Here is a 22787-nt window from a genome sequence, read left to right on the forward strand (position 1 = left end):
TGATTAGCGCAGGCTCTTTTGAGCCGTTCCCCTAAGCCCGATATCCCATAGGTTTCGGGCTTTTTTTTATCCTGTTATACTCTTGCCCAGTGGCAATCGGCAGGATACATCACTTTTTCAGGCGAATGCCATCCGCTTCGATAATGATTTTTCCCTGCTTATACAAACCACCGATGGATTTCTTAAACGTTCCCTTACTGGTTCTGAATACCGAAAAAATAGCATCTGGGGCAGACTTATCGCTCAGAGGCAAAAAACCACCTTTCTTTTCCAGAGTTTCCAGGATCTTACTACTCAAGTCATCCATCTTTGCCGTGCCCATTTTCTGCAGAGCAAGGTCAATTTTTCCATCTTCACGGATCGTTTTGATATACCCTTTCAGACGTTTACCAATAAATAACTTGCCAAAGACATCGGAGTTAAAAATCATCCCCCAATGCGCTCCGTTAATGATCGCCTTAAATCCCAGCTCACTATGTTCTGCAATCAATAACTCAACCTGATCGTTTGGTTTATAACGTGCCGGGGTTTTATCCAGTAACTTATTAAATTTCGTCGTACCGACAATTCTGCCAGAGGCCCTGTCCGTATAAACATACACCAGCACTTGTTGTCCGGGTCTGAAACGAGTCCTTTGTTCACTGAAAGGAATTAGCAGATCTTTTTTTTCGATGCCCCAGTTAGCGAAGGCACCGGTCTGATTGATCCCTTCAATCTTCATCAGTCCCCATTCACCGACCTGAGCAATCGGCCTTTCCATCGTTGCCGTCAGTTGGTTATCCGAGTCAAAATAGAGAAAAACATCCAGCTTCTGACCAATCGTCATATTATCAGGAACCTGACGGTGGGGAAGTAAAACTGTGCCGTAGTCTTCAGCATCCAGGAACAGACCGAAGCTTTCAGATTTTACGACTTCAAGTGAGTTTATCTGGCCAACATTAATCATTTACTATCTCAACTATTTGATATTTCAAATAAAAAGGAGACGGCGAATCAGCCATCTCCTCTCCCGGAACAAATTATACGTGATCTTAACTTGTAATGCTCTGTGAAATTCACCACGTTTACATTTAGTTACGCCGTCACTGCAACCTGAGCATCTCCTAGTTCTGCCAGTGCACTTTGCAATAACGGAAACTGCTCCAGTACAGGACAGACAACAAAATAAGGCTTATTGACCTTGTTAACGGTCTTGACCATCATTTTCATCAGCTCAATCACAGCATCATTCTGCATATCAAAACTATATTCCATTGCTTGGTTCGATTTATCAACACCAAGAGTAAACTGGGCAAGGTGATCAATATTAATCACCGCCCCATCAAAATACTGCAGTAATTTATCTGCCAGCAGGATTGATGATGGAACATCACATGAGTACAGCAACTTGAATCCATTCAACCCTCTTGGTAATCCTTGTTCTGCCAGTCGGTCAATAATCGTTGCAGCATCTTTAAGAGCCCGGACAAAAGGTACCACCAGTTCTACATTGATTCCGTCAGCACGCAGAGATTTAATCACATCACATTCAAGAGCAAAGGCCTTGCTGTAACTTTCTGATGCAAATCTGACCACTCCACGGCAGCCCATCGCCGGGTTATTTTCCGGCGCTTCAGCTTGTCCGCCAAGTAATGATGAAAATGCATAACTATCTAGATTACTCAGGCAGACACGAACAACAGTATGCTGCTCTTCTACTGCCTCTTTAATCACTGTATACAGAGTATTAACAAAGTGTTCTTCAACAGACGCACCATTTAAAATAGATTTCAGCGTACTTTGATCCGCCTCTGAAAGCTGGGATATCTCTACTGACGGATGGTAAAACACCTTCTCCATTATCAAATCAGCCATTGACACATACAACTGATCCGATGCGCTATTTTCTGTATAAGAAGGCAGCACATTGATAATGTTTAGTTCTGAAAGGATCGGTCCCTGCATTGCATTACTCATTACGACTCCGGTTATTAATTTTCTTATTTGATCTGAACATACAATTCTAGCCAGATGAACTCAAGCTAAAATTGATAATTATTTATAAAAAATGAATAAATACCCAGAATAAAAACATATTCACGCATGAAAAAGTGAAGAAAAGCACCTGCTGACTCTGATTAAAACAGCAAGGGAGTTTATATCAGCTTTCATTTCCGTTATCTTTACACCTTATTCCATATGGTTTTTCTTTTGAAAATCATCCATCTGGAACCCAGATTATATGCATCTTTCTATAGGCGAACTCATGCCACTAAAAACAGACGAACTAAGAACTCAGCCCCTCGGCCCGATGCCAACTCCGGCAGAACTGAGTCAGCAATACCCAATCACAGATGATGTTGCCGGTAAAATAGCCCATTCCCGTAAACAGATTGAAGCAATACTCACCGGTGAAGATAAGCGCCAGCTTGTTGTTGTAGGGCCCTGCTCTATCCATGATCCGGACGCTGCTCTGGATTATGCCAACCGACTGAATGCCGTCCAGAACAAGTATAGTGAAGAACTTTTTATTGTAATGCGAACTTACTTTGAAAAACCGAGAACCGTCATTGGCTGGAAAGGGTTAATTACCGACCCGAATCTGGATGGCACCTATGCTCTGGAAACCGGACTGGGGAAGGCCCGGCATCTTCTGCTCGAAATCAACAAACTGGGGCTGGCTACAGCGACTGAATTTCTGGATATGATTACCGGCCAGTATATTGCTGATCTTATCAGCTGGGGGGCGATCGGTGCCCGAACCACAGAATCTCAAATTCATCGGGAAATGGCTTCAGCACTGTCCTGTCCGGTCGGATTTAAAAACGGCACAAACGGAAATGTGAAGATTGCCATAGACGCCATCCGCGCCGCCCTGGCCTCTCATTATTTCTACTCCCCGGACAAGAACGGTCGTATGACCGTTTACCGTACTAGTGGTAACCCTTATGGACATATGATCCTACGGGGCGGAGACAATGGACCGAATTTTGACCCGATATCAGTTCAGAGCGCGTGCGATGCTCTATCCGGGGTCAACCTTCCTCAGCGCCTTATCGTTGACTTCAGCCACGCCAACTGTCAGAAACAACACCGAAAACAGCTGGATGTAGCAAGAAATATCTGCCAGCAAATTCGTTCGGGAAGCCGGTACATTGCAGGTATAATGGCTGAAAGTTTTATTGAAGAAGGTAACCAGCCAATAGCAGCTCTGAATCATTTAAAATATGGACAGTCCGTTACAGATCCATGCCTGAGCTGGAACGATACTCTGGTTATGCTTGAGATGCTTTCAACAGCAGTAAAAGAGGCAAATTAAGGCCTGCCTGATGTGCAATAACATGCTCCTGCTATTACCAGGGGCATGTTTATTTGTCCTGTACACCATCGTAACCCAGGCAAACTTGTGTAAGCTGATTTAATGAGAATAAGAGCAATTGTTATTTAATTCACAAAAACGGAATTTTTAATTCCTTATTTTACAATAAGATATAATTTTCCTATTCTTTCTTTTACTACACAGTTCCACTTTTGGCATGCTGCCCCAAAACTGTGCATCCTTCTTCTGCACAAACACGTCTTTAAACTTTTTCTGTGTTTTTTTACCGTAAAGACCAGTCTAAAATTTCACTATTAATCATAAATTCAGAATTATTCACCAAACAGAATTTCATGCTGGTAACACGCTCTTAATCCCTATTTCAGTGCAGTCTTGCACTATTTACTCTTTATATGTAATTCGTCATTCTAAATCATGTCGGGAATACAAAGGAACGAATATTTTCCCAACGAATCAATGCATTACACAACAAAAACAATTCTGATAAGAAAAGAAACGGTAGGCTGGAGTGATCAGCTCCAATCACCAAAAAATATTTTATGGAACGGTGAACCCGGTAAAAAAGGTTCAAATACAACTACAGGAAGGATACAGATGAAAAATAAACTCACTATTATTGCTTCTGTGATAGCAGCTTCTGCTGCACTGATGTCAGGCAATGCTGCAGCTGCAGACTCCACCCTTGATAAAGTAAAATCTCAGGGATATTTATCTTGCGGTGTAACAACGGGTCTGGCTGGCTTCTCTAACCCTAACGAAAAAGGTGAATGGGAAGGTCTGGATGTTGCTTACTGTGAGGCAGTTGCTGCTGCAGTCTTTGGGGACAAATCTAAGGTAAAATTTGTACCTCTGACAGCAAAAGAGCGTTTCACCGCCCTTCAGTCTGGTGAAATCGATGTTCTGGCCCGTAACACTACCTGGACACTTCAGCGCGATACCGCTCTTGGCCTGAACTTTGTCGGTGTAAACTACTACGACGGCCAGGGTTTTATGGTGTCTAAAGATCTGGGTGTAAAAAGCGTTAAAGAACTGGATGGCGCGTCTGTCTGTATCCAGTCTGGCACAACCACTGAGCTAAACCTTGCTGACTATTTCCGTAACCACGGAATGTCTTTCAAGCCAGTGGTTTTCGATACTTCAGCACAAACTGCAGCTGGATTCGATGCTGGCCGATGCGATGTACTGACATCCGATCAGTCTCAACTATATGCTCTGCGTCTGAATCTGAAAGATCCGACTTCAGCTGTCGTACTTCCTGAAATCATTTCTAAAGAACCTTTGGGACCTGTAGTTCGTCAGGGCGATGATGCATGGTTTAACGTAGCGAAGTGGACATTGTTTGCCATGGTTAATGCCGAAGAATACGGTGTAACTTCGAAAAATGCTGATGATATGCTGAAGTCCAGCGATCCAAACGTTAAGCGTATTCTGGGCGTTGACGGTCCTAAAGGTAAAGCTCTGGGCCTACCTGATGACTGGGGTTATAAAGTGATAAAACAAGTCGGTAACTACGGTGAAGTCTTTGAATCTCAGGTTGGTACAGGTTCTCCGCTGAAAATTGCACGTGGCGTGAATGCTCTGTGGAATGAAGGCGGCTTTATGTACGCTCCACCAATCCGTTAATTTCTGAAATTTTGTTTTATACCAATAATGATTGACGTTGGTATCACTAAGGGTGATTTCGATCACCCTTTTTTAAAGAAATTTAGAGGTTATCGTAGTATGAAGCCAACAAATATAATAAAAGCAGCACCGACATCCCCGCCAGGTACTCCTGACAGTGATTCAGTAACCGAAAGTAAGCGTACAAATATTCTGTACAACCCGACCTTTCGTTCAATCACTTTTCAGGCTATTGCTATTCTCGGGCTTGTCTACTTTTTTTACACCATTGTAAATAATGCACTAACGAATCTTGATGCCAGAGGCATCTCAACAGGATTTGACTTCCTGTCACAGGAAGCCGGTTTTGGTATTTCAATGTCTCTTATCGAATATAATGAGACATTTTCTTATGGACATACGTTTGTTGTCGGCCTGTTAAATACGGCTCTGGTCTCCGTTCTGGGGATTATCTTCGCATCTATTCTTGGTTTTACCGTTGGTGTAGCCAGACTATCATCTAACTGGCTGGTTAACCGTATAGCTGCCGTGTATATCGAAATATTTCGCAGTATCCCATTACTTTTGCAAATCTTCTTTTGGTATTTTGCGGTACTTCAGGTTCTGCCTTCGGCAAGACAGAGCCTCAGTCTTGGAGAAGCTATTTTCCTCAACGTACGGGGATTATACTTCCCGGCTCCGGTTTTTGAACCGGGAAGCGAATTATTTCTTGGAACGCTTATTTTCGGTTTAGTCTTCTCACTTATTATCCATATCTGGGCAAAAGATAAACAAGAAAGAACCGGTGAACAGACCCCAATCTTACGTATTACTCTGGGACTTTGTATTGGTTTACCGGGTCTGGTATTTCTATTTAGCGGTATGCCAGTGTCAGCCGATCTTCCGGTGCTAAAAGGCTTTAACTTCCGAGGCGGTATATCGGTCATTCCTGAGCTTGCTGCTCTGCTTATTGCACTAAGCATTTATACGGCTTCATTTATTGCAGAGATCGTTCGCTCAGGTATTAATTCTGTCAATCACGGTCAGACAGAAGCCGCTCTTTCACTCGGCCTTCCTGCCGGAAAGACTCTGAAGCTAATAATTATTCCTCAGGCAATGAAAGTCATTATCCCACCTCTGACTAACCAGTTCCTGAACCTGACAAAGAACTCATCTCTGGCAATGGCTATCGGCTATCCGGATCTGGTATCTGTCTTTGCCGGTACAACTCTGAATCAGACAGGACAAGCAATTGAAATTATTGCAATGACAATGGCTGTCTATCTGGCATTAAGTCTGGTGACCTCAGCATTGATGAATATATACAACAGAAAAGTTGCTCTGGTGGAACGATAGAAGGGAATCAAACATGAGAATACATCAATTTCAGGAAGATCTGCCGCCACCAGCAAATACCGTCGGACTGGTTGGCTGGCTGAGAAAAAATTTGTTCAATAGTCCGGCAAACACTATTTTAACTTTTGTTCTTGGTTATATCGCTTTTTCTGCTATTTATGCGGTAGCTGACTGGGCTTTAATCAACGCTGACTGGGTTGGTTTGACAGCGGATGCCTGCAGTAAAGATGGAGCCTGCTGGGTATTTATCCATGTTCGCTGGGAGCAGTATATGTACGGCTTTTACCCGCATGCTGAACTATGGAGGCCACGCTTTTTCTACGTAACACTGGCTATAATTCTTGCCTTACTGGTATATGAAAAAACACCGAAACGTTCATGGATTGGATTATTCTTTGTCTTTGTTTATCCCTTCCTGATGGCTACTCTGCTGTACGGTGGTGTTTTTGGTCTTGAACCGGTTGAAACCCATCTGTGGGGAGGACTGCTGGTCACACTGGTGATTGCTCTGGTCGGTATCGTAGTTTCTCTGCCAATTGGTATAGTGCTGGCTCTGGGACGCCGTTCTGATATGCCGGTTATCCGTACTATTAGTACCATCTATATTGAAGTATGGCGCGGTGTACCACTGATTACGGTTTTATTTATGGCATCTGTAATGCTGCCGCTGTTTCTGTCTGAAGGTTCAGAAACAGACAAGCTGCTGCGAGCACTGATCGGTGTCGTTATGTTTGCATCTGCTTATATGGCTGAAGTGGTTCGTGGCGGTCTTCAGGCTATCCCTAAAGGACAATACGAAGCAGCTGATGCTTTAGGACTGAGTTACTGGAAAAAAATGGGGCTGGTGATCCTTCCTCAATCGCTGAAAATTTCTATCCCTTCTATCGTAAACACGTTTATCGAATTATTTAAAGATACCAGTCTGGTACTGATTATCGGTATGTTTGATGTACTCGGTATCGGCCAGTCGGCCAATACCGATCCGGAATGGTTGGGATTTGCAACAGAAAGTTATGTATTTGTCGCGTTAGTGTTCTGGGTGTTCTGCTTTGGCATGTCGAGATACTCGATCTGGCTTGAGAACAAACTGCATACCGGTCACAAACGATAAGTTAAATAAAGAATTCAAGGACGTATTATGACGCAGCAACCACAAGATGATTATGTAATCAGAATCAAGCACATGAACAAATGGTACGGTGAGTTTCACGTACTGAAAGACATCAATCTGAAGGTTAAAAAAGGCGAGAAAATTGTAATCTGTGGCCCCTCAGGTTCAGGTAAATCAACCATGATTCGCTGTATTAATCGCCTCGAAGAACACCAGCAAGGAAAAATTATTGTCGGTGGAACAGAGCTGACAGAAGATCTGAAAAATATTGAAGCTGTTCGGCATGAAGTCGGTATGTGCTTCCAACACTTTAACCTGTTCCCTCACCTGTCAGTATTAGATAATTGTACGCTGGCTCCTATCTGGGTGAAGAAGATGCCAAAGGAAGAAGCTGAAGCCATTGCAATGAAATATCTGGAACGGGTTAAAATCCCGCATCAGGCACATAAATACCCGGGTCAACTTTCCGGTGGTCAGCAACAACGCGTAGCGATCGCCCGCTCTCTTTGTATGAACCCGAACATCATGCTGTTCGATGAGCCAACATCAGCACTTGACCCGGAAATGGTTCGTGAAGTTCTGGACGTGATGGTCGAACTGGCGGAAGAAGGTATGACAATGCTCTGCGTGACACACGAAATGGGCTTCGCAAAAGAAGTCGCTGACCGGGTTATTTTCATGGATGCAGGGGAGATCATCGAAGAGAACAATCCGGTTGATTTCTTTGGTAATCCTCAGTCTGATCGTACTCAGAACTTTCTCAGTCAGATATTGAGCCATTAACTATCAATAGAAGGGAGGAGCTTGCTTCTCCTTTTTATTTTCCGCAAGAAACATCCTGTTACACCTTTATTCAGTGAAAACCCATTAATTTTATTAGAATTGATGCGGCAAATGACAAAGGAAAGGGTTGAAATTCTGAACTTTCACGCCAATATATAACCTAAACTAAAAAGTCACTTTTGTGAGGAAGATTATGAATAGTCCTATGGTATCCCGTACCTCAACGCAACAGGGTGTAATGCAGACCAACAAAGTACTGCGTAATACCTATTTTCTGCTGTCAATGACACTGCTGTGGTCCGCAGTGGTTGCTGGCTTCTCGATGGCAATGAATCTGCCTCGTCCTGGCTTAATCATTATGCTGGTAGGCTTCTATGGTCTGCTGTTTTTGGTAGAAAAAAACCGTAACAACAGTATGGGGCTGGTGTTTACCTTCCTGTTTACCGGTTTCCTTGGCTATACCATTGGCCCAATCCTGAGCATGTACATTGGTGCAGGTATGGGTGATGTGGTAATGACAGCCCTTGGCGGTACAGCATTGGCTTTTCTTGGCTCCTCAGCTTACGCACTGACAACAAAGCGCGATCTGTCATTCCTTAACGGTATGATGATGGCTGGCTTTGTCGTTATTTTGATCGCTATGGTAGCGAATCTATTTCTGCAAATGCCAGCTCTGTATCTGGCAATGAGCGGAATGTTTATTCTGTTTTCTACCGGAGCCATTCTACTGACAACGCAGCAGATCGTTCGAGGTGGAGAAACCAATTATATTTCAGCAACCATTACGCTGTATATTTCTATCTACAACCTATTCATCAGCTTGCTGAGTATTCTTGGTGTGATGAACGACGACTAATTCAACAGTCAGTTATTTATTAGGCCCGGAAATGATTTCCGGGCTTTTTTATTTTTATAAGCTGATATACGCTTACAGTCATACTTATGACCGATAAAGAATACTCATGTTTGAATACCAAGGAAAACAGATACTAACAGATGCTGAAGGCTACCTCCTGAATGTCGATGACTGGGAAGAAGGCATGATCGATATTCTCGCCAAACAGGAAGGCATTGAGCTGACAGAAGACCATCTGGAAATAATCCATTTTGTACGTAACTTCTATCAAGAGTTCAAGACTTCTCCCGCAGTTAGAATGCTGGTAAAAGCCGTTGAAAAAGAGCATGGTTCGGAAAAGGGCAACAGCAAATATCTGTTTAAACTATTTAAAAAGGGACCAGCAAAACAGGCAACCAAACTCGCTGGGCTACCCAAGCCGGCCAAATGTTTATAGACAACTCCCTGACCGCAGGGGTGGTATTCATTGCCCCTGATTTTTTAGTACAGAATTTCAAACCCACGGTAAACTGTTGTCTCTGCTGGTTCAGAAATAAGCTGAGTAACCGTGGCACTCCGCGGCCCCACTTTCAGCCAATCATGTAATGAATCAACGCTGTCACTATTCCCACACGCCAGAACCTCGACATCACCGTTATACAAATTTTTTGCATACCCCGTTAATCCTCTTTTCAAGCCTTCATGGCAGGTGTGATAACGAAACCCTACCCCCTGAACAACACCTTTCACGATAAATTTCATACACTTTTGAGTCATAATACGGGCTCCTGATTATTTCTGATATTTTTTAAAGTTTAGCGCAAAAGCAACGGATAATTTATTGACTCCCCCCCCGTTTTTTCGCGACAATACCGCCCCTTTTATTCCAAAGCAGGCAGCACTCCATGACAGCATCCATCTATCTGGCAAAAGGCAGAGATAAATCTCTGCGAAGAAAACATCCCTGGATATTTTCCCGTGGAATTGAACGGGTAGAGGGTACCCCCCAATCCGGTGAAACCGTAGATGTCTTTGCTCTGAATGGTGAATGGCTGGCAAAAGCGGCTTATTCTCCCGATTCTCAGATTCGTGCCCGCGTGTGGAGTTTCACTAAAGAAGAGATCAATAAAGACTTCTTTGTTAAACGTATCCAGCAAGCTCAACTGCTGAGACAAGAGATTACCGAGCGTGACAGTGTCACAGGATATCGACTGGTTGCGGCTGAATCAGATGGCCTACCGGGAATCACGATTGATAAATATCAGGATTTTCTCGTCTGTCAGTTACTCAGTGCCGGCGCTGAATATCATAAAACAGTTCTGGTTAAAGCCCTGCTGGAATGTTTTCCTGACACGAATATCTACGAACGCTCAGATGTCTCTGTGCGGAAAAAAGAAGGCCTTAAGGAGACTGTCGGTGTACTCCACGGTGAGGAACCACCGGCGTTTGTTGTCATTGAAGAAAATGGTGTCAAGATCAGTGTGGATATCAAAGGTGGCCATAAAACCGGCTTTTATCTGGATCAGAGAGACAGCCGTCAGAAATCCATAAAATACGTCAAAGATAAGGAAGTGCTGAACTGTTTCTCCTATACCGGTGGATTTGGTCTGTATGCTCTGAAAGGAGGCGCAAAACGCGTTATCAATGCTGATGTTTCACAGCCTGCACTGGACTGTGCAAAACATAATGCTGAAATCAACGGTTTTGATATCTCGAAAAAACGGGCAGTATTCTTAAATGCAGATGTGTTTAAGCTGCTACGCGAATATCGGGATCAGGGGACTAAATTTGACGTAATTATTATGGATCCGCCTAAGTTTGCCGAATCTAAAGCACAACTGAACGGTGCCTGCCGCGGTTACAAAGATATTAATATGCTGGCAATGCAGATCCTGAAGCCAGGAGGCACTCTTCTGACCTACTCTTGCTCAGGGTTAATGGAACAAAATCTGTTCCAGAAAATTTTATCCGATGCAGCTTTGGATGCTAACCGTTCGGTGAAATTTATTGAACGTTTTGAACAGGCAGCCGATCATCCTGTTGACAGCGCCTATCCGGAAGGATTTTACCTGAAAGGATTCGCCTGCAAAGTGTTCTGACTGAGCTTGCCAAAAAGACAGGGCTCCGGAAAGGAGCCCTTTTGATATATCCATAGCCAGCATTAATCAGTCACAATACCACTGTTCTGTAGCAGATAATCTGTCAATTGTGTGGTCATATCATCTGCGTAGCCTTCAAAAACAATAGTCACGCTTTCTCCGGCATGCTCAATAACAAGTTCAGAATCCAGCCCGTTTGCAGATTCGGTAACAGTCAGAGAATCCAGGTAGCTATCCACTTCACTGTCGGACATATCAGACAAAATATCAGACAGATCCAGTTTGTCTCCATCAGTAATACTGAAGTCCCTGATGGTATCAATAGAACCATCCAGATCTTCAGATCTCCAGACAAAAGTATCGACTCCTTCACCACCAACCAGAATATCGTTACCTTCACCACCATTCAGATAGTCATTACCTGTTCCACCATCCAGATAATCACTATCACCACCACCACGGAGAACATCTATATCACTGCCACCATACAAGTGGTCATTACCTGAATCACCATAAATAAGATCCACACCGTCCTGACCATAAACCGAATCATCACCTCCTTTACTGAATGCAACGTCAACAAATGCGTTATCAGCATAAGGAAGATCAGTATGTACCTCTACATCTTGCAAATCAGCTTCACTCTCATCAAGGAAACTATCTATTACATTCTGTACCGGACTGCTTCCCGACCCGTGAACGGCTTTATCGCTGTCACCTAAATAAAGGGTATCATCTCCCTGACCAGTAGAAATAAAGTCACCATCACCATAAGTGCTGATAGTCATTCCTGATTCATCATAATCGCTCTCTTCAGCAAAATCGTCCGGATGGGATGCCGGATTATTAGGAATAGTCTTCCATTCCAGAATAGGATTATCCGGATCTGTGTTATTAATATTAATAATATCCCTGACGTCACTAGCCTGCATATCAAACGGGATAACGCTAATATCTACACTACCTGAAGCCGTACCAGTTCCATCATAGACTGAATAGGTGAAGTCACCGATATCACCATCAGCCACCGGATCATAGTCGTATGGCGCATCATACTGCAGTCCGGTGAGCTGAGCCGCAGTAAGGATCAGTCCGACGGATACAGGGATATAATCCGAACCATCAAAGTAGGTTACCGTACCGATACTCGGCACACCTGTGACAGTAATCACAAGAGAATCACCATCAACATCCGTCGGAGCAAGCAGCCCCATATTGGTATCCTGCACAGACTCCAGTACACTGATACTGGTGCTGGAGGTGACAGGCAGATCATTTGTACCGGTAATTGTAATAGTGATTTGATGCTCTGTTCCGTCATCCGAGGTGACAGTAAACACTTCCTGCTTCGTTTCATTAATAGCCAGATACTGGACATCCGCATTGGCTACGTTATACACCCAATGTCCAGTACTGTTTATGCTCAATGCCCCTAACTGAGCGCCATCACTCACCGTGGCATCATAAACGACACTGCTGGTGTCAAATACAGGACTATCATTCGTATCTGCATCTGTCACTGTAAGGTCACCACTATCACTTAAAGTAGGATTGCTGGCATCTTCCACAACGCCACCAGTATCATCACCGGAAATCACCGCACCATCTTCCACACCGGTAATTGTGATAGTGATTTGATGCTCTGTGCCGTCATCAGAAGTGACGGTATAGATTTCCTGTTTCGTTTCATTAGCATCCAGATACTGGACATCCGCATTGGCTACGTTATACACCCAATGTCCGGTACTGTTTATGCTCAATACCCCTAACTGAGCGCCATCACTCGCTGTGGCATCATAAACAACACTGCTGGTGTCAAATACAGGACTATCATTCGTATCTGCATCTGTCACCGTAAGGTCACCACTATCACTTAAAGTAGGATTGCTGGCATCTTCCACAACTCCACCAGTATCATCACCGGAAATCACTGCACCATCTTCCACACCAGTAATTGTGATAGTGATTTGATGCTCTGTTCCGTCTGCTGTAGCAACAGTAAATACTTCCTGTTTCGTTTCACCCACATCCAAATACTGCACAGCACTATTGGCAACGGTATAACTCCAGCTACCATTAGCGGTAATTATTAAACTGCCCAAAACACCATCACTGGCACTCACACTGCCCGGAACAAAAACCGCTTCACCTTCATCTGGATCTGTCACGACCAGAAGACCCGTATCGGTCAGAAGTGGATCACTGTCATCTTCAGTCACTGCGCCAGCATCATCACCGGAAACAGTCGCAGCTATCTGTGTTACAACATCCAGCAGACTTAAGCTTTGTGTTTCAGAGAGGCCTAATGTGCCAATACCTGAGGTATCATGAAAAGTACTTGCTATTGTGGAAAGACCATCCCGTTCAATGGTCCCTGACGTCGTTGGAGCAGATCCCGGAGTACCACCGGCCGCTGGTGCTATATCTTCAATTGCAGTCGGATCCTGTCCGCCTTCTAAAGCAGCAAACAGCTGTTCAAGATCATCATTACCTATAGAATCAATCCCACCGGCCTGGTTAGCGATACCAACCTGAACATTCATGTCCGTTGTGACATCATGGTTACCGGCAGTAACAATGACTTCTCCCGGAGCTAATTCACTGGGGCTATTGATAAACTTAAGATTACCATTAATATCTATCGCGATAAATTTGCCACTACCGGCAACATTAGCTAATACTATGTTCATAATTTTCATCCTTTGCGTCCAAATAGATGAATGTATTTCCATTGGCACAAAGCCCACGAAAAACAGCCTACTATTATAGGTATTAGCTATAGCACCACTATAGTCAAAGTCATAAATACAAAATAATCCCTTAATTTACAAAAGGATTAGATGATAAAAATATTTATTAAACTTTCTTATCAGTTAACTCTGGTACTTTAGTTGTAATCTTCAATAAAAATTATTTTCTTGTGGAAAAATAAACAAAATGAGCATCTCAAATAAATACAAATACTATTTTTAAATGTATCAATAGTAAAACTATCCCTAATTTTATTAATATCCACTTTGATTAATATACGTCTGCTTCCTACACTTTTTACATATTAATAAGTGTCTTCGAACACTATACGGAGATTTAGCCGCTGTACTCTAAATCATAAAATGTGAACGAATTGCGGATTACAGACGCTGGGAGAATTGGTTTGAAACGGACTCATCTAACCACACTTGCCTGTTTGATCGCGTTAAGCAGTACTCCAACGCTGGGACAAACACTGGAACAAGCGATAGCAATAACACTCGCCACCAACCCGGAAATAAAGGCTTCATTCAACGAGTATCAGAGTTACGTCGAACGAAGTAATATTTCCCGTGGTGATTATCTGCCAAACCTGAACTTAGATGCAGGAATCGGGCATGAAGCCATCAATCCTGTTAATGGAGATAATACAGATTTAACCCGAAAAGAACTGACACTACGTTTAACCCAACTTATCTGGGATGGTAACCAGACTTTAAACGACATCAGCCGTACTGCTGCAGAAGCAGAATCTATGCGCGTACAACTGATTGCCGATGCTCAGGATAAGGCACTGGAAGTCACAGAGATCTATCTTGATGCCACAAAATCTTATGAAATACTTGCTCTGTCAGAAAAAAATCTCTCCGTACATAAAGAGATTTACCGCAATATCAAACGCCGGACGGATCAAGGTATCGATTCCACTGCCGATCTGACGCAAATAGAAACCCGGTTGTCACGGGCACACAGTAATCTGCTTGCAGCACAAAATAATATGACTGATACACATACTCAGTTTACCCGTATCGTCGGACAAACACCTATGGGGTTAATTTTTCCAAGAGCTGATGAAACAGCTATTCCACTGACTCTACAAGATGCGGTTACACTGGCACATGAAAAACACCCGGTCATCGGAGTTGCCACTGCTGATGTCGATGCAGCACGGCTGCAATACAAACAATCAAAAGGAGTTAACTACCCGACTTTTTCTATTGATGTGGCTCAAAGCTGGTATGACGACGCTGACGGTATTTCAGGCAATAGTGATGAATTCACGGCCATGCTACGCGTCAGCTATAACCTGCTGAATGGCGGTTCTGATATGGCTCAAGTCGATCAGATGGCATATATACTCAACCAGACTAAAGACTTACGTGATAAAGCTTATCGTAATGTTGAAGAAAGTCTTCGCCTTGCCTGGAGTGCTTTAGATTTGACCCTGCAGCAGAAAGAATTTCTGGCGGATCAGGTTGATTCAGCGGCAAAAACTGTTACCGGATATGAGAAACAGTTTCTTATTGGGCAGCGGACCCTACTTGATCTGCTGAATATGCAAAATGAACTTTTTGAAGCCCGGAAAGATTACATTGATGCCAAATATGACGAACAACTGGCGAAATACCGTGTACTGAATTCAACCGGAATTTTATTGGAGTCCCTCTTAGTCGATATACCTGAAGAGTGGAATAAGAAGATGGATTACTAAGGAGCCGATATGAACTACTCAGCCTGTTTTATTGTGCTGCTTACCGTCTGTACTTTTTCCACCGTCGCAGCAGAAGATGAATACCGTTACATGGATCCTCCCGTAGCCAATCAGATTGCCGACCTGATGGATGATGACTCCGATGGAGTTATTAATGCCAGAGATCTTTGCACCGAAACCCCGAATGGGGCAGAGATTAATAATGATGGCTGCGAAAAGTACAAGGATGATATGGAAGACTGGGATCTAAAGGTTCTATTTGCCCATGATTCATCAAAAATTAATCCTGTATTTATGAACGAACTCGGATCCATGGTTGATTTTCTAAATAAATACCCGGAAACCTCTATCGAATTACAAGGACATGCCAGCATAGTGGGTGAACCGGATTACAATCAAGCCCTGTCTGAACGGCGAGCCCAAAAAGTCCAGGCAACTCTTATCTCCATGGGCATTTCACCCGAGCGGGTTAAAATGGTCGGATTCGGAGAGATGGTTACAGACAGAGAGGGAGAATCGCCGGTTGCACATGCAGTTAACCGCAGAGTTGTTGCTACGGTCGTCGGCTTCGATCACGATTTGATCAAGGAATGGACCGTTTTTACCAGCCGGCCTAAATAGAACATTTTGAAACAATAACGTAACAGGGGCTCAGAAAGCCCCTGTTAAATTACAGAACATATTTATGCAACATTGCCTGCTGCTCACCCGCTATTTCAGCAACCTGCTCCGAGTTTTCAATCATCGAATCCAGTTGAAGCTTGGTGTGATGACCTTGTTCGGTAATATGAGAAATGCTTTCACTCACATTTGCTGTTGCTCGTTCCTGTTCTTCTGTAGCCACAGAAACCTGCTCTACCCGTTGTTTGATATGATTAATAGCCTGTTCAATATTGTCAAAAGTGGTTTTAACCTGCTCATTAACATCCATTGCCGCCACCATTTCTGCCCTGCTTTCGGCGACCGATATCTTAGATTGTTGGGCAGCAAGAACCAGTTCTGTCATCATGCCGCGGATACTTTCTGTTTGCTTACTGGTATCACTGGCCAGCTTACGAACCTCATCAGCTACCACTGCAAAGCCCCGCCCCTGTTCACCCGCTCGGGCAGCTTCTATTGCAGCATTTAAAGCCAGCAGATTAGTACTATCAGCAATGCCACTAATCATCTCAACCATCGCACTGATCTGGCCTACATTTTTATCCAGTTTATCCATTGACTCTTCATTACCGGACAATATTCTCTCCAGAGACTCCAGTCGTGCTGTATTTTGTCCAATCACCTGAGTTCCCTCTCCGGCAAAATCGACCGCAATCTGGGATTCTGCATAAGACTCACTGGTTACCTGAGCAATTTCTCTGATCGCACTTTCTAGTTGTCCTACTGTTGTTACAATACTTGCTAATGAATCATTTTGAGCAGAAAGACTGCTATCTGTCTGCTCTGCTGCCGTATAACTTATCTCTGCCGTCTGGTACAGAGTCTCACAGTTTCGGGTTACCAGAGAGATAGATTCATGAGTAGATTCAATCACCTGATTTAATTTCACAGCGATTTCCTGCATTTCCTGCGGGCCGACCTGCGCTGCTTTCTCAACCAGATTATGTTCTGTAAGCAGGCCAAGCTGATGGGTTATATTTTTCAGACCTTTTTTTATCCATACGCTTAAAAATACCCCGGAACCGATCACCAGTCCTACCATAACCAGAGAACTGAATATAGATATCCAGGAAATATTAACAATAGTCTGACTCACTCCGGCTTCCCTATCTGCAATAAGATGTTCAGCTGAACGGGAAATCTCATTGAGTAAGGCTATCGTCTCATCCGCAAAAACAGCCGCTTCTGACAATTCCTGACGCTGAACGGAAAACAGTTCTAAACGAGTCATCACCAGTTGCAGAATTCCATCAGAGCCAACCCCTTCCCTTACCATGTCATAAGGGGCTGTCAGGCTAGCAAATTCTTTGACATCCGGATGCCATTCTGAAAAATCATCAAAAGCAAGTTCAATTCCGGAAATATTCGTTCTGATATTACGATAATCCTGTTGTGCTTTTTCCAGATCCGTTTGCATCAGCAGAGAAAGAAACGAACGTTCCATTGCACTGGCATTCGCGACAAAACGGTTTGCTGCATCCGTTGATTCAGGATTATCCTGAGCCAAAAACAGTGCCACCCGACTCATTTCCGGCCCAATAGAAGCCAATCCATATTTAAACCCCTGGAGCTCTTCATCCAGTTTCTGCTGCATATGTATATTTTCAAACTGGTTTTGCAGCAATATTGAAGAAACCTCCTTCAGGTGAGTCAGTTTATCTTGCAGAAGCGCTCTCTGCTCCGTTGTAACAGTATCTGTAAAGCGGTCAAATTGATTCAGATCAGCAGACACTGCGTCTGACAGTCCCCGAATAGATTCCATCACAGACGTCAGTTCTTCACTGGTACGAGCGAGCAGTCCCCGGTTGAGTAACTTTACTTCCTGCAACACATTCTGAGTCAACCGGGCATTATTCATTGCTAACGGCAGTGCCTTTTTAGACAGTTGGGAAAACCCCTCCCCGACCTTATTGATCCCTCTGGCAGTTATAACAGATTGTGCTAGCACAAGCAGGATGATTGCGATAAAAATGACACTCAGCGTTTGCGTCAGCGACAGTGGAAATTTCTTAGTCAGATTATTACTCATTATTCTATACAAATCGGCTCAATATATACGGCTGCATCGATATTACAGAGAGTATGTGACACATTTATTTCACTTTAACTGACCATTTTTTAAACTGGACATGCATAAAACCTACAATGAAGAAAACAATCATATCGGCGATATTACTATCTCTCACCGGATGTTCTGGACAACAAAATAACGCTTACACAAAAGACAACGAAATTTCACTAAAAGCTCAAAATGACGACAATAAAGAACACGCATTCCCTTTTACACAGCAATATTCTAAGTGGAAAGGAACACCTTATTTATATGGAGGGTCAACCCGATCAGGCATAGATTGCTCAGCTTTTGTGCAATCTGTATTTTTAGAGGCTCAACAACTCATTCTTCCCCGGACAACGAAGGCACAAAGCCAGCTTGGAAGTAAAGTGGCGCTAGAGAATCTCCAGAGCGGAGATTTAGTCTTCTTCAAGACCTCAGCAAAAGAAAGGCATGTAGGGATCTATATCGACAATGAAAAATTTATGCATGCTTCAACATCGAAAGGTGTCATAATCTCCCGGCTGGATAATCCATACTGGATGTCTGTTTTCTGGCAGGCCCGCAGGATCAAATCCTCAGACTAACCGGTTAATCATAAGTCGCAACAGCACTATCAAATAAATTCTTCAGCAATGCCACATATTCATCAAGAAAGATGATCTGTTCATTGGTTGCTCTTTTGTTCCAGACACCTGCCAATACTTCCCCCAGATCCTCAACCACAGAATCTGTTTCTTTCAGTAACTTAAAACGAACGCTGGAATGGAGATCCGGGTTTTGTTCAAAAACGGCCATAATATTAGTCGCAATCATATCCGTTGCAACATCCTCTACCGTTTCTGCCCCCGTATCCCCTTCCATAGTAAATACATCCAGGTTCATCGTCAGATGTTCTATGAGAGCCAAGTATCCGTCTGTATCTACAACCACTATTACCACTCCGATGAAAGCCAGCAACAAGTCGCCATATACAAGCCATGTTCACTATCTGGGGCGACTTTTCTTTAATAATTAAATTTATACTAAATCATTGGCCGGAATGTTGCCACCTATTGACCCGAGTTTATTCTGCAAATATGACTATCTTCAATTAGCTGTGATTTATCACCACAGCCAACAACTATAAAACAGAAGCAGACTGAACCTGCTCAGAGTAAACAGATGTTTGGTTGCGTCCCGATGTCTTAGACTGGTAAAGTGCTTTATCTGCACTTTCCAGCCATTCGTGATAAGTTGAAAAGGAAGGGGTAAACTCACTGACTCCCAGACTGATCGTATATTGAACACGGCACTCTTCCGTTTCCACCACCGTCGTTTCTATACGTTTTCTCAACCTTTCTGCAAAATACAGAGCCTGATCCGCCGTTGTATCGGGGAGAAGAATCGTAAATTCTTCCCCACCGTAACGTCCACAGAAATCAGAATGGCGTGCCGTCTTTTTAAGCATTGCAGATGTCCGGCGAATGACTTCATCTCCGACACCATGCCCATAGGTATCATTGACTCGTTTAAAGTAATCAATATCAAAAATAACCAGAGAACTGGACTGACAGCTCACCGACAGATTATCAAACTCTTCTCTGAGACATTTTTCCCAATGTGCCCGGTTAAATAACCCTGTTAATCCATCCATCCGGCTTATCAGAGAAAGCTGATGATTCGATTCCCGCAAATGAATTTTACTTTTAGCAATATCAGAAACATCCTGTAGCATAATACACAGATGTGAGACTTCTCCGGTCAGTGACTTTAATGGTGTGATCACCATATTCTGATACATAGTAGTCAGGCCATGAGAAACCGGTGAGTAATTTTTAAACTCAAAGACACAGGGGCGATCTTCCCAATTAGAAAAACCCCGAGTGTTCAGTTTGGCACATGTCTGAAGCTTTGCCTTTAACCAGTCTTCAGGAAGTGAAGGACAAACTTCAAACAGATTTTTATCCATAATCGACTCAGAACCTATTCCGCTATAATTCTGCATAAAACTATTCCAGAGGCAGACATTATACTTTCTGTCGACAACGACCAGCCCAACATCGATGGTTCCCATCACCTGAAGTGCCCAGTGAAAATCGGCAATATTTAACGATATATCCGACATCAGAAGTTCTCCATGAGTTGATAGATCACCTTAACCGAAGAAGAGCTAAGCAGAAAAAGAACTTCACATTCGAAATCCAGCTCTTCTGCAAAATAGGTATATTCAATCGCAAACGCAGACTCTTCAACATTATGCATACTGGCGTATTCCTGGCTTTTTTTATCCATAATCACAGGCTGACGCAAAAAAAATGGAATCATCAACTGATGTGCCAATGAATTCAGATAAGAAGATACAAGCAGGTTTGACACATTAAGCAATGTCTCATAATCATTTGATTCGGACTGCGCAAATCCCAGACGTTTTCCCAGAGTAGCAATACCTTTACCCCTCATACACACCAGAGATTCTCCGTAAATCCCCCCTCCGACAAAACGTTGTGCTACAGCATACAGCCCCTTGCGACTCATGGAATCTTCAATGGTCATTTTTAACTCACCGGGATCCAGCTCTCCGACAGCAGGAATAGGTAGTTGGATAAACTCACCAATATGGTCTGAAATAATAGCAGCGCTCTGGCCCAGAGCAATGTTGGTCAGTTCCCTGAATTTACTGATTGCATCAATAGTAATCCGGGACGCAGTTGTATGGTTTGCTTTTCGCTCTACAGATACCGGGTGTCCAGATCCCAGGCGGTCCACTAAAGAAAGAACCTGTTCACTGCAAAATGGCTTCTCAATGAATTCGGTCACTCCCAGTGTAAGGCAGCGCTTTTGTGCTTCTTTCTGCACGTCTCCGGAAATAACAACTATATGTGTGGAATAATGGTTTACAGGCAGACTCTCAAGGACTTCAAACCCATCCATAACGGGCATTGTTAAATCCAAAAACAGTAAATCTATATCTGTTTTTTGCAGCCGTTTCAGAGCTTCCCTTCCATCTTCTGCAAAATAGACTTCCAGCCCGCTGTATACTTCCAGAGTACGGGCCAGTGATCTGCGTGCTAATGCTGAATCATCACATATTAATATGTTCATCTGCCAACTTCTTGTTTTTCATGACAACAGCCACCAGTACCGCTTTTAACCGATATCCACGTTGTTTCACAACGTGTTAATCAAAATAAAAAGAACCACAGTGACACGATGCGAAACAGTAAAAATAGAACTCTGTATTGTCTTTTTTATCAATTTTTATATTGAGCCTATGATACAAAACTGGCAGCAAAATGGAATCAAGATCACTCTACAAATTGTCAGCTTTTTGAACATGGTCAACAAGATATTGCGTTACATTGCATAAAGTTTTGTTTCCGGTAAAAAATCTGTCCTAAACTAACCTTAGAACCATTATCTGGAATGAGAGGAAGCTTCTATGTGGCAGGCGATTGCTCAGAATTTATCCGACATCTGTATGTTCGAATATGAAATCAAAGAGCGCACACGACTTAGTGGCGGTGATATCAACGAGTGCTACATGGTCAGTGATGGTGAACAGCGTTACTTTGTTAAGGTAAATTCCCGTGAATTTTTCCCTAAATTTGAAGCTGAAGGTGAAGGGCTGAAAGAATTGAGAAAAACCGACACTATTTTTGTTCCGGAACTAATCTCAATGGGACATACCAAGCACCACGCTTATATTATTCTCAACTATCTTGCCACCAAACCTCTTGATGAGCCGAAAAATAGCTACCTTTTCGGAACTCAACTGGCAAAACTTCATCAATGGGGAGAGCAGAAAGAATACGGATTCGATCAGGATAACTACATAGGACAAACCCTGCAGCCTAACCGCTGGCATAAAAAATGGGGGCGTTTCTTTGCCGAACAGAGAATTGGCTGGCAACTACAGCTTCTGGATGAAAAAGGGATCAATTTTGGGTCAATTGACACCATTGTCGATATTGTTCAGGAAAGACTATCCAATCACACTCCCCGCCCTTCACTTCTGCATGGTGATCTGTGGCATGGTAATACCGCTAACTCTGCTTTTGGCCCTATCAGCTACGATCCTGCCTGCTACTGGGGTGACAGAGAATGTGATATAGCAATGACAGAATTATTCTCAGGCTTTCAACCTGAATTTTATCAGGGCTATGAAAGTATAGCCCCCATAGATGTGGGCTATCAGGAACGCAAAGAAATATATAATCTCTACCATATTCTGAATCACTGTAACCTTTTTGGAGGACACTATCTCAGTGAAGCCGAACGGCGGATAAACCAGCTATTAAATGCTCCACAACAGGAAGAACTGCACTATAAATAATACGACGATAAATAAAATAGAAAATAGACCATTTTTATGGTGTTAAATTCTGCCTTTCACTATAATGTCAGCCTGCGTGGTTACTACTTCCATTCGGGCTCGGTAGGTTCAGCTCTCACATAGGCATTATTCTCTGAGTCACTCTCCTCATTGACTAGTAAAACAATAAGGATGAGAGGAAGCGCTTTTCTG

20 protein-coding genes are annotated in these 22787 nt (G+C 43.2%); 12 read left to right on the plus strand and 8 right to left on the minus strand.

Annotation, left to right across the window (positions count from 1 at the left end):
* Positions 1-109: 109 nt before the first annotated feature.
* Complete coding sequence (locus CSW98_RS02220) at positions 110-946, minus strand: CvfB family protein (RefSeq protein ID WP_100798809.1); 837 nt, start codon at positions 944-946, stop codon at positions 110-112.
* Between the two features lie 128 nt (positions 947-1074).
* Positions 1075-1956 (minus strand): putative PEP-binding protein, encoded by an 882-nt coding sequence (locus CSW98_RS02225; RefSeq protein WP_100798810.1) that lies wholly within the window; start codon positions 1954-1956, stop codon positions 1075-1077.
* 289 nt (positions 1957-2245) lie between these two features.
* On the opposite strand from CSW98_RS02225, the gene CSW98_RS02230 reads away from it, so the two are divergent.
* The 7 genes from CSW98_RS02230 (at position 2246) to CSW98_RS02260 (ending at position 9463) form a co-directional block, all read left to right on the plus strand.
* Complete coding sequence (locus CSW98_RS02230) at positions 2246-3298, plus strand: 3-deoxy-7-phosphoheptulonate synthase (RefSeq protein WP_100798811.1); 1053 nt, start codon at positions 2246-2248, stop codon at positions 3296-3298.
* A gap of 615 nt (positions 3299-3913) precedes the next feature.
* Positions 3914-4942, plus strand: coding sequence for an amino acid ABC transporter substrate-binding protein (locus CSW98_RS02235; RefSeq protein WP_100799147.1), 1029 nt, complete (start codon positions 3914-3916; stop codon positions 4940-4942).
* Positions 4943-5041: 99 nt separating this feature from the next.
* Complete coding sequence (locus tag CSW98_RS02240) at positions 5042-6277, plus strand: amino acid ABC transporter permease (RefSeq protein ID WP_100798812.1); 1236 nt, start codon at positions 5042-5044, stop codon at positions 6275-6277.
* 13 nt (positions 6278-6290) lie between these two features.
* On the plus strand, positions 6291-7388 hold the full coding sequence (locus tag CSW98_RS02245; protein WP_100798813.1) for an amino acid ABC transporter permease: 1098 nt from the start codon (positions 6291-6293) through the stop codon (positions 7386-7388).
* A gap of 27 nt (positions 7389-7415) precedes the next feature.
* On the plus strand, positions 7416-8171 hold the full coding sequence (locus CSW98_RS02250) for an amino acid ABC transporter ATP-binding protein (protein WP_100798814.1): 756 nt from the start codon (positions 7416-7418) through the stop codon (positions 8169-8171).
* Between the two features lie 193 nt (positions 8172-8364).
* Positions 8365-9027 carry a Bax inhibitor-1/YccA family protein gene (locus CSW98_RS02255; RefSeq protein ID WP_100798815.1) on the plus strand — a complete coding sequence of 221 codons (663 nt, stop codon included), beginning with the start codon at positions 8365-8367 and terminating at the stop codon, positions 9025-9027.
* A 106-nt stretch (positions 9028-9133) separates the two neighbouring features.
* Positions 9134-9463, plus strand: a complete 330-nt coding sequence (locus tag CSW98_RS02260; RefSeq protein ID WP_100798816.1) for a TusE/DsrC/DsvC family sulfur relay protein — start codon at positions 9134-9136, stop codon at positions 9461-9463.
* Between the two features lie 44 nt (positions 9464-9507).
* Here the strand turns inward: CSW98_RS02260 and yccX are convergent, their stop codons facing one another.
* Positions 9508-9783 (minus strand): acylphosphatase, encoded by a 276-nt coding sequence (gene yccX, locus CSW98_RS02265; RefSeq protein WP_100798817.1) that lies wholly within the window; start codon positions 9781-9783, stop codon positions 9508-9510.
* 128 nt (positions 9784-9911) lie between these two features.
* Between yccX and CSW98_RS02270 the strand changes: the two genes are divergently transcribed.
* Positions 9912-11105: a class I SAM-dependent methyltransferase gene (locus tag CSW98_RS02270; RefSeq protein ID WP_100798818.1), complete on the plus strand. Its 1194-nt coding sequence runs from the start codon at positions 9912-9914 to the stop codon at positions 11103-11105.
* A gap of 62 nt (positions 11106-11167) precedes the next feature.
* Here the strand turns inward: CSW98_RS02270 and CSW98_RS02275 are convergent, their stop codons facing one another.
* A complete protein-coding gene (locus CSW98_RS02275) occupies positions 11168-13795 on the minus strand; it encodes a VCBS domain-containing protein (protein ID WP_198517259.1) in 2628 nt (875 codons plus the stop codon).
* Positions 13796-14259: 464 nt separating this feature from the next.
* On the opposite strand from CSW98_RS02275, the gene CSW98_RS02280 reads away from it, so the two are divergent.
* Both CSW98_RS02280 and CSW98_RS02285 read left to right on the plus strand, forming a co-directional pair.
* The gene (locus tag CSW98_RS02280; protein WP_100799148.1) at positions 14260-15567 is read left to right on the plus strand and encodes a TolC family outer membrane protein; all 1308 of its coding nucleotides are present in this window, start codon (positions 14260-14262) and stop codon (positions 15565-15567) included.
* A gap of 9 nt (positions 15568-15576) precedes the next feature.
* Positions 15577-16188 carry an OmpA family protein gene (locus tag CSW98_RS02285; RefSeq protein WP_100798820.1) on the plus strand — a complete coding sequence of 204 codons (612 nt, stop codon included), beginning with the start codon at positions 15577-15579 and terminating at the stop codon, positions 16186-16188.
* Between the two features lie 49 nt (positions 16189-16237).
* Here the strand turns inward: CSW98_RS02285 and CSW98_RS02290 are convergent, their stop codons facing one another.
* Positions 16238-18256 (minus strand): methyl-accepting chemotaxis protein, encoded by a 2019-nt coding sequence (locus tag CSW98_RS02290; protein WP_100798821.1) that lies wholly within the window; start codon positions 18254-18256, stop codon positions 16238-16240.
* A 116-nt stretch (positions 18257-18372) separates the two neighbouring features.
* Here CSW98_RS02290 and CSW98_RS02295 point away from each other — a divergent pair, with 116 nt between their 5' ends.
* Entirely contained in the window at positions 18373-18867 is a 495-nt protein-coding gene (locus CSW98_RS02295; protein WP_100798822.1) for a C40 family peptidase, read from the plus strand.
* 4 nt (positions 18868-18871) lie between these two features.
* On the opposite strand, the gene CSW98_RS02300 is transcribed toward CSW98_RS02295, so the two are convergent.
* The 3 genes from CSW98_RS02300 to CSW98_RS02310 all read right to left on the minus strand — a co-directional run bounded on the left by CSW98_RS02300 (position 18872) and on the right by CSW98_RS02310 (position 21364).
* Complete coding sequence (locus tag CSW98_RS02300; protein ID WP_100798823.1) at positions 18872-19213, minus strand: DUF3802 family protein; 342 nt, start codon at positions 19211-19213, stop codon at positions 18872-18874.
* Between the two features lie 190 nt (positions 19214-19403).
* The gene (locus CSW98_RS02305; protein ID WP_100798824.1) at positions 19404-20387 is read right to left on the minus strand and encodes a sensor domain-containing diguanylate cyclase; all 984 of its coding nucleotides are present in this window, start codon (positions 20385-20387) and stop codon (positions 19404-19406) included.
* Positions 20387-21364 carry a response regulator gene (locus tag CSW98_RS02310; RefSeq protein WP_100798825.1) on the minus strand — a complete coding sequence of 326 codons (978 nt, stop codon included), beginning with the start codon at positions 21362-21364 and terminating at the stop codon, positions 20387-20389. The genes CSW98_RS02305 and CSW98_RS02310 overlap by 1 nt, the downstream gene beginning before the upstream one ends.
* Before the next feature lie 337 nt (positions 21365-21701).
* On the opposite strand from CSW98_RS02310, the gene CSW98_RS02315 reads away from it, so the two are divergent.
* Positions 21702-22595 (plus strand): fructosamine kinase family protein, encoded by an 894-nt coding sequence (locus CSW98_RS02315; RefSeq protein ID WP_100798826.1) that lies wholly within the window; start codon positions 21702-21704, stop codon positions 22593-22595.
* Positions 22596-22787: the final 192 nt, after the last annotated feature.

Source organism: Vibrio sp. HA2012 (genome assembly GCF_002812955.1).
Lineage (GTDB): Bacteria > Pseudomonadota > Gammaproteobacteria > Enterobacterales > Vibrionaceae > Vibrio.

Coding starts and splice junctions, on each gene's coding strand:
- CSW98_RS02260 (WP_100798816.1), top strand. CDS start 9,134: ATGTTTGAATACCAAGGAAAACAGATACTAACAGATGCTGAAGGCTAC.
- CSW98_RS02315 (WP_100798826.1), top strand. CDS start 21,702: ATGTGGCAGGCGATTGCTCAGAATTTATCCGACATCTGTATGTTCGAA.
- CSW98_RS02255 (WP_100798815.1), top strand. CDS start 8,365: ATGAATAGTCCTATGGTATCCCGTACCTCAACGCAACAGGGTGTAATG.
- CSW98_RS02240 (WP_100798812.1), top strand. CDS start 5,042: ATGAAGCCAACAAATATAATAAAAGCAGCACCGACATCCCCGCCAGGT.
- CSW98_RS02225 (WP_100798810.1), bottom strand. CDS start 1,956: ATGAGTAATGCAATGCAGGGACCGATCCTTTCAGAACTAAACATTATC.
- CSW98_RS02310 (WP_100798825.1), bottom strand. CDS start 21,364: ATGAACATATTAATATGTGATGATTCAGCATTAGCACGCAGATCACTG.
- CSW98_RS02235 (WP_100799147.1), top strand. CDS start 3,914: ATGAAAAATAAACTCACTATTATTGCTTCTGTGATAGCAGCTTCTGCT.
- CSW98_RS02230 (WP_100798811.1), top strand. CDS start 2,246: ATGCCACTAAAAACAGACGAACTAAGAACTCAGCCCCTCGGCCCGATG.
- CSW98_RS02270 (WP_100798818.1), top strand. CDS start 9,912: ATGACAGCATCCATCTATCTGGCAAAAGGCAGAGATAAATCTCTGCGA.
- yccX (WP_100798817.1), bottom strand. CDS start 9,783: ATGACTCAAAAGTGTATGAAATTTATCGTGAAAGGTGTTGTTCAGGGG.
- CSW98_RS02290 (WP_100798821.1), bottom strand. CDS start 18,256: ATGAGTAATAATCTGACTAAGAAATTTCCACTGTCGCTGACGCAAACG.
- CSW98_RS02305 (WP_100798824.1), bottom strand. CDS start 20,387: ATGTCGGATATATCGTTAAATATTGCCGATTTTCACTGGGCACTTCAG.
- CSW98_RS02285 (WP_100798820.1), top strand. CDS start 15,577: ATGAACTACTCAGCCTGTTTTATTGTGCTGCTTACCGTCTGTACTTTT.
- CSW98_RS02295 (WP_100798822.1), top strand. CDS start 18,373: ATGAAGAAAACAATCATATCGGCGATATTACTATCTCTCACCGGATGT.
- CSW98_RS02250 (WP_100798814.1), top strand. CDS start 7,416: ATGACGCAGCAACCACAAGATGATTATGTAATCAGAATCAAGCACATG.
- CSW98_RS02245 (WP_100798813.1), top strand. CDS start 6,291: ATGAGAATACATCAATTTCAGGAAGATCTGCCGCCACCAGCAAATACC.
- CSW98_RS02220 (WP_100798809.1), bottom strand. CDS start 946: ATGATTAATGTTGGCCAGATAAACTCACTTGAAGTCGTAAAATCTGAA.
- CSW98_RS02275 (WP_198517259.1), bottom strand. CDS start 13,795: ATGAACATAGTATTAGCTAATGTTGCCGGTAGTGGCAAATTTATCGCG.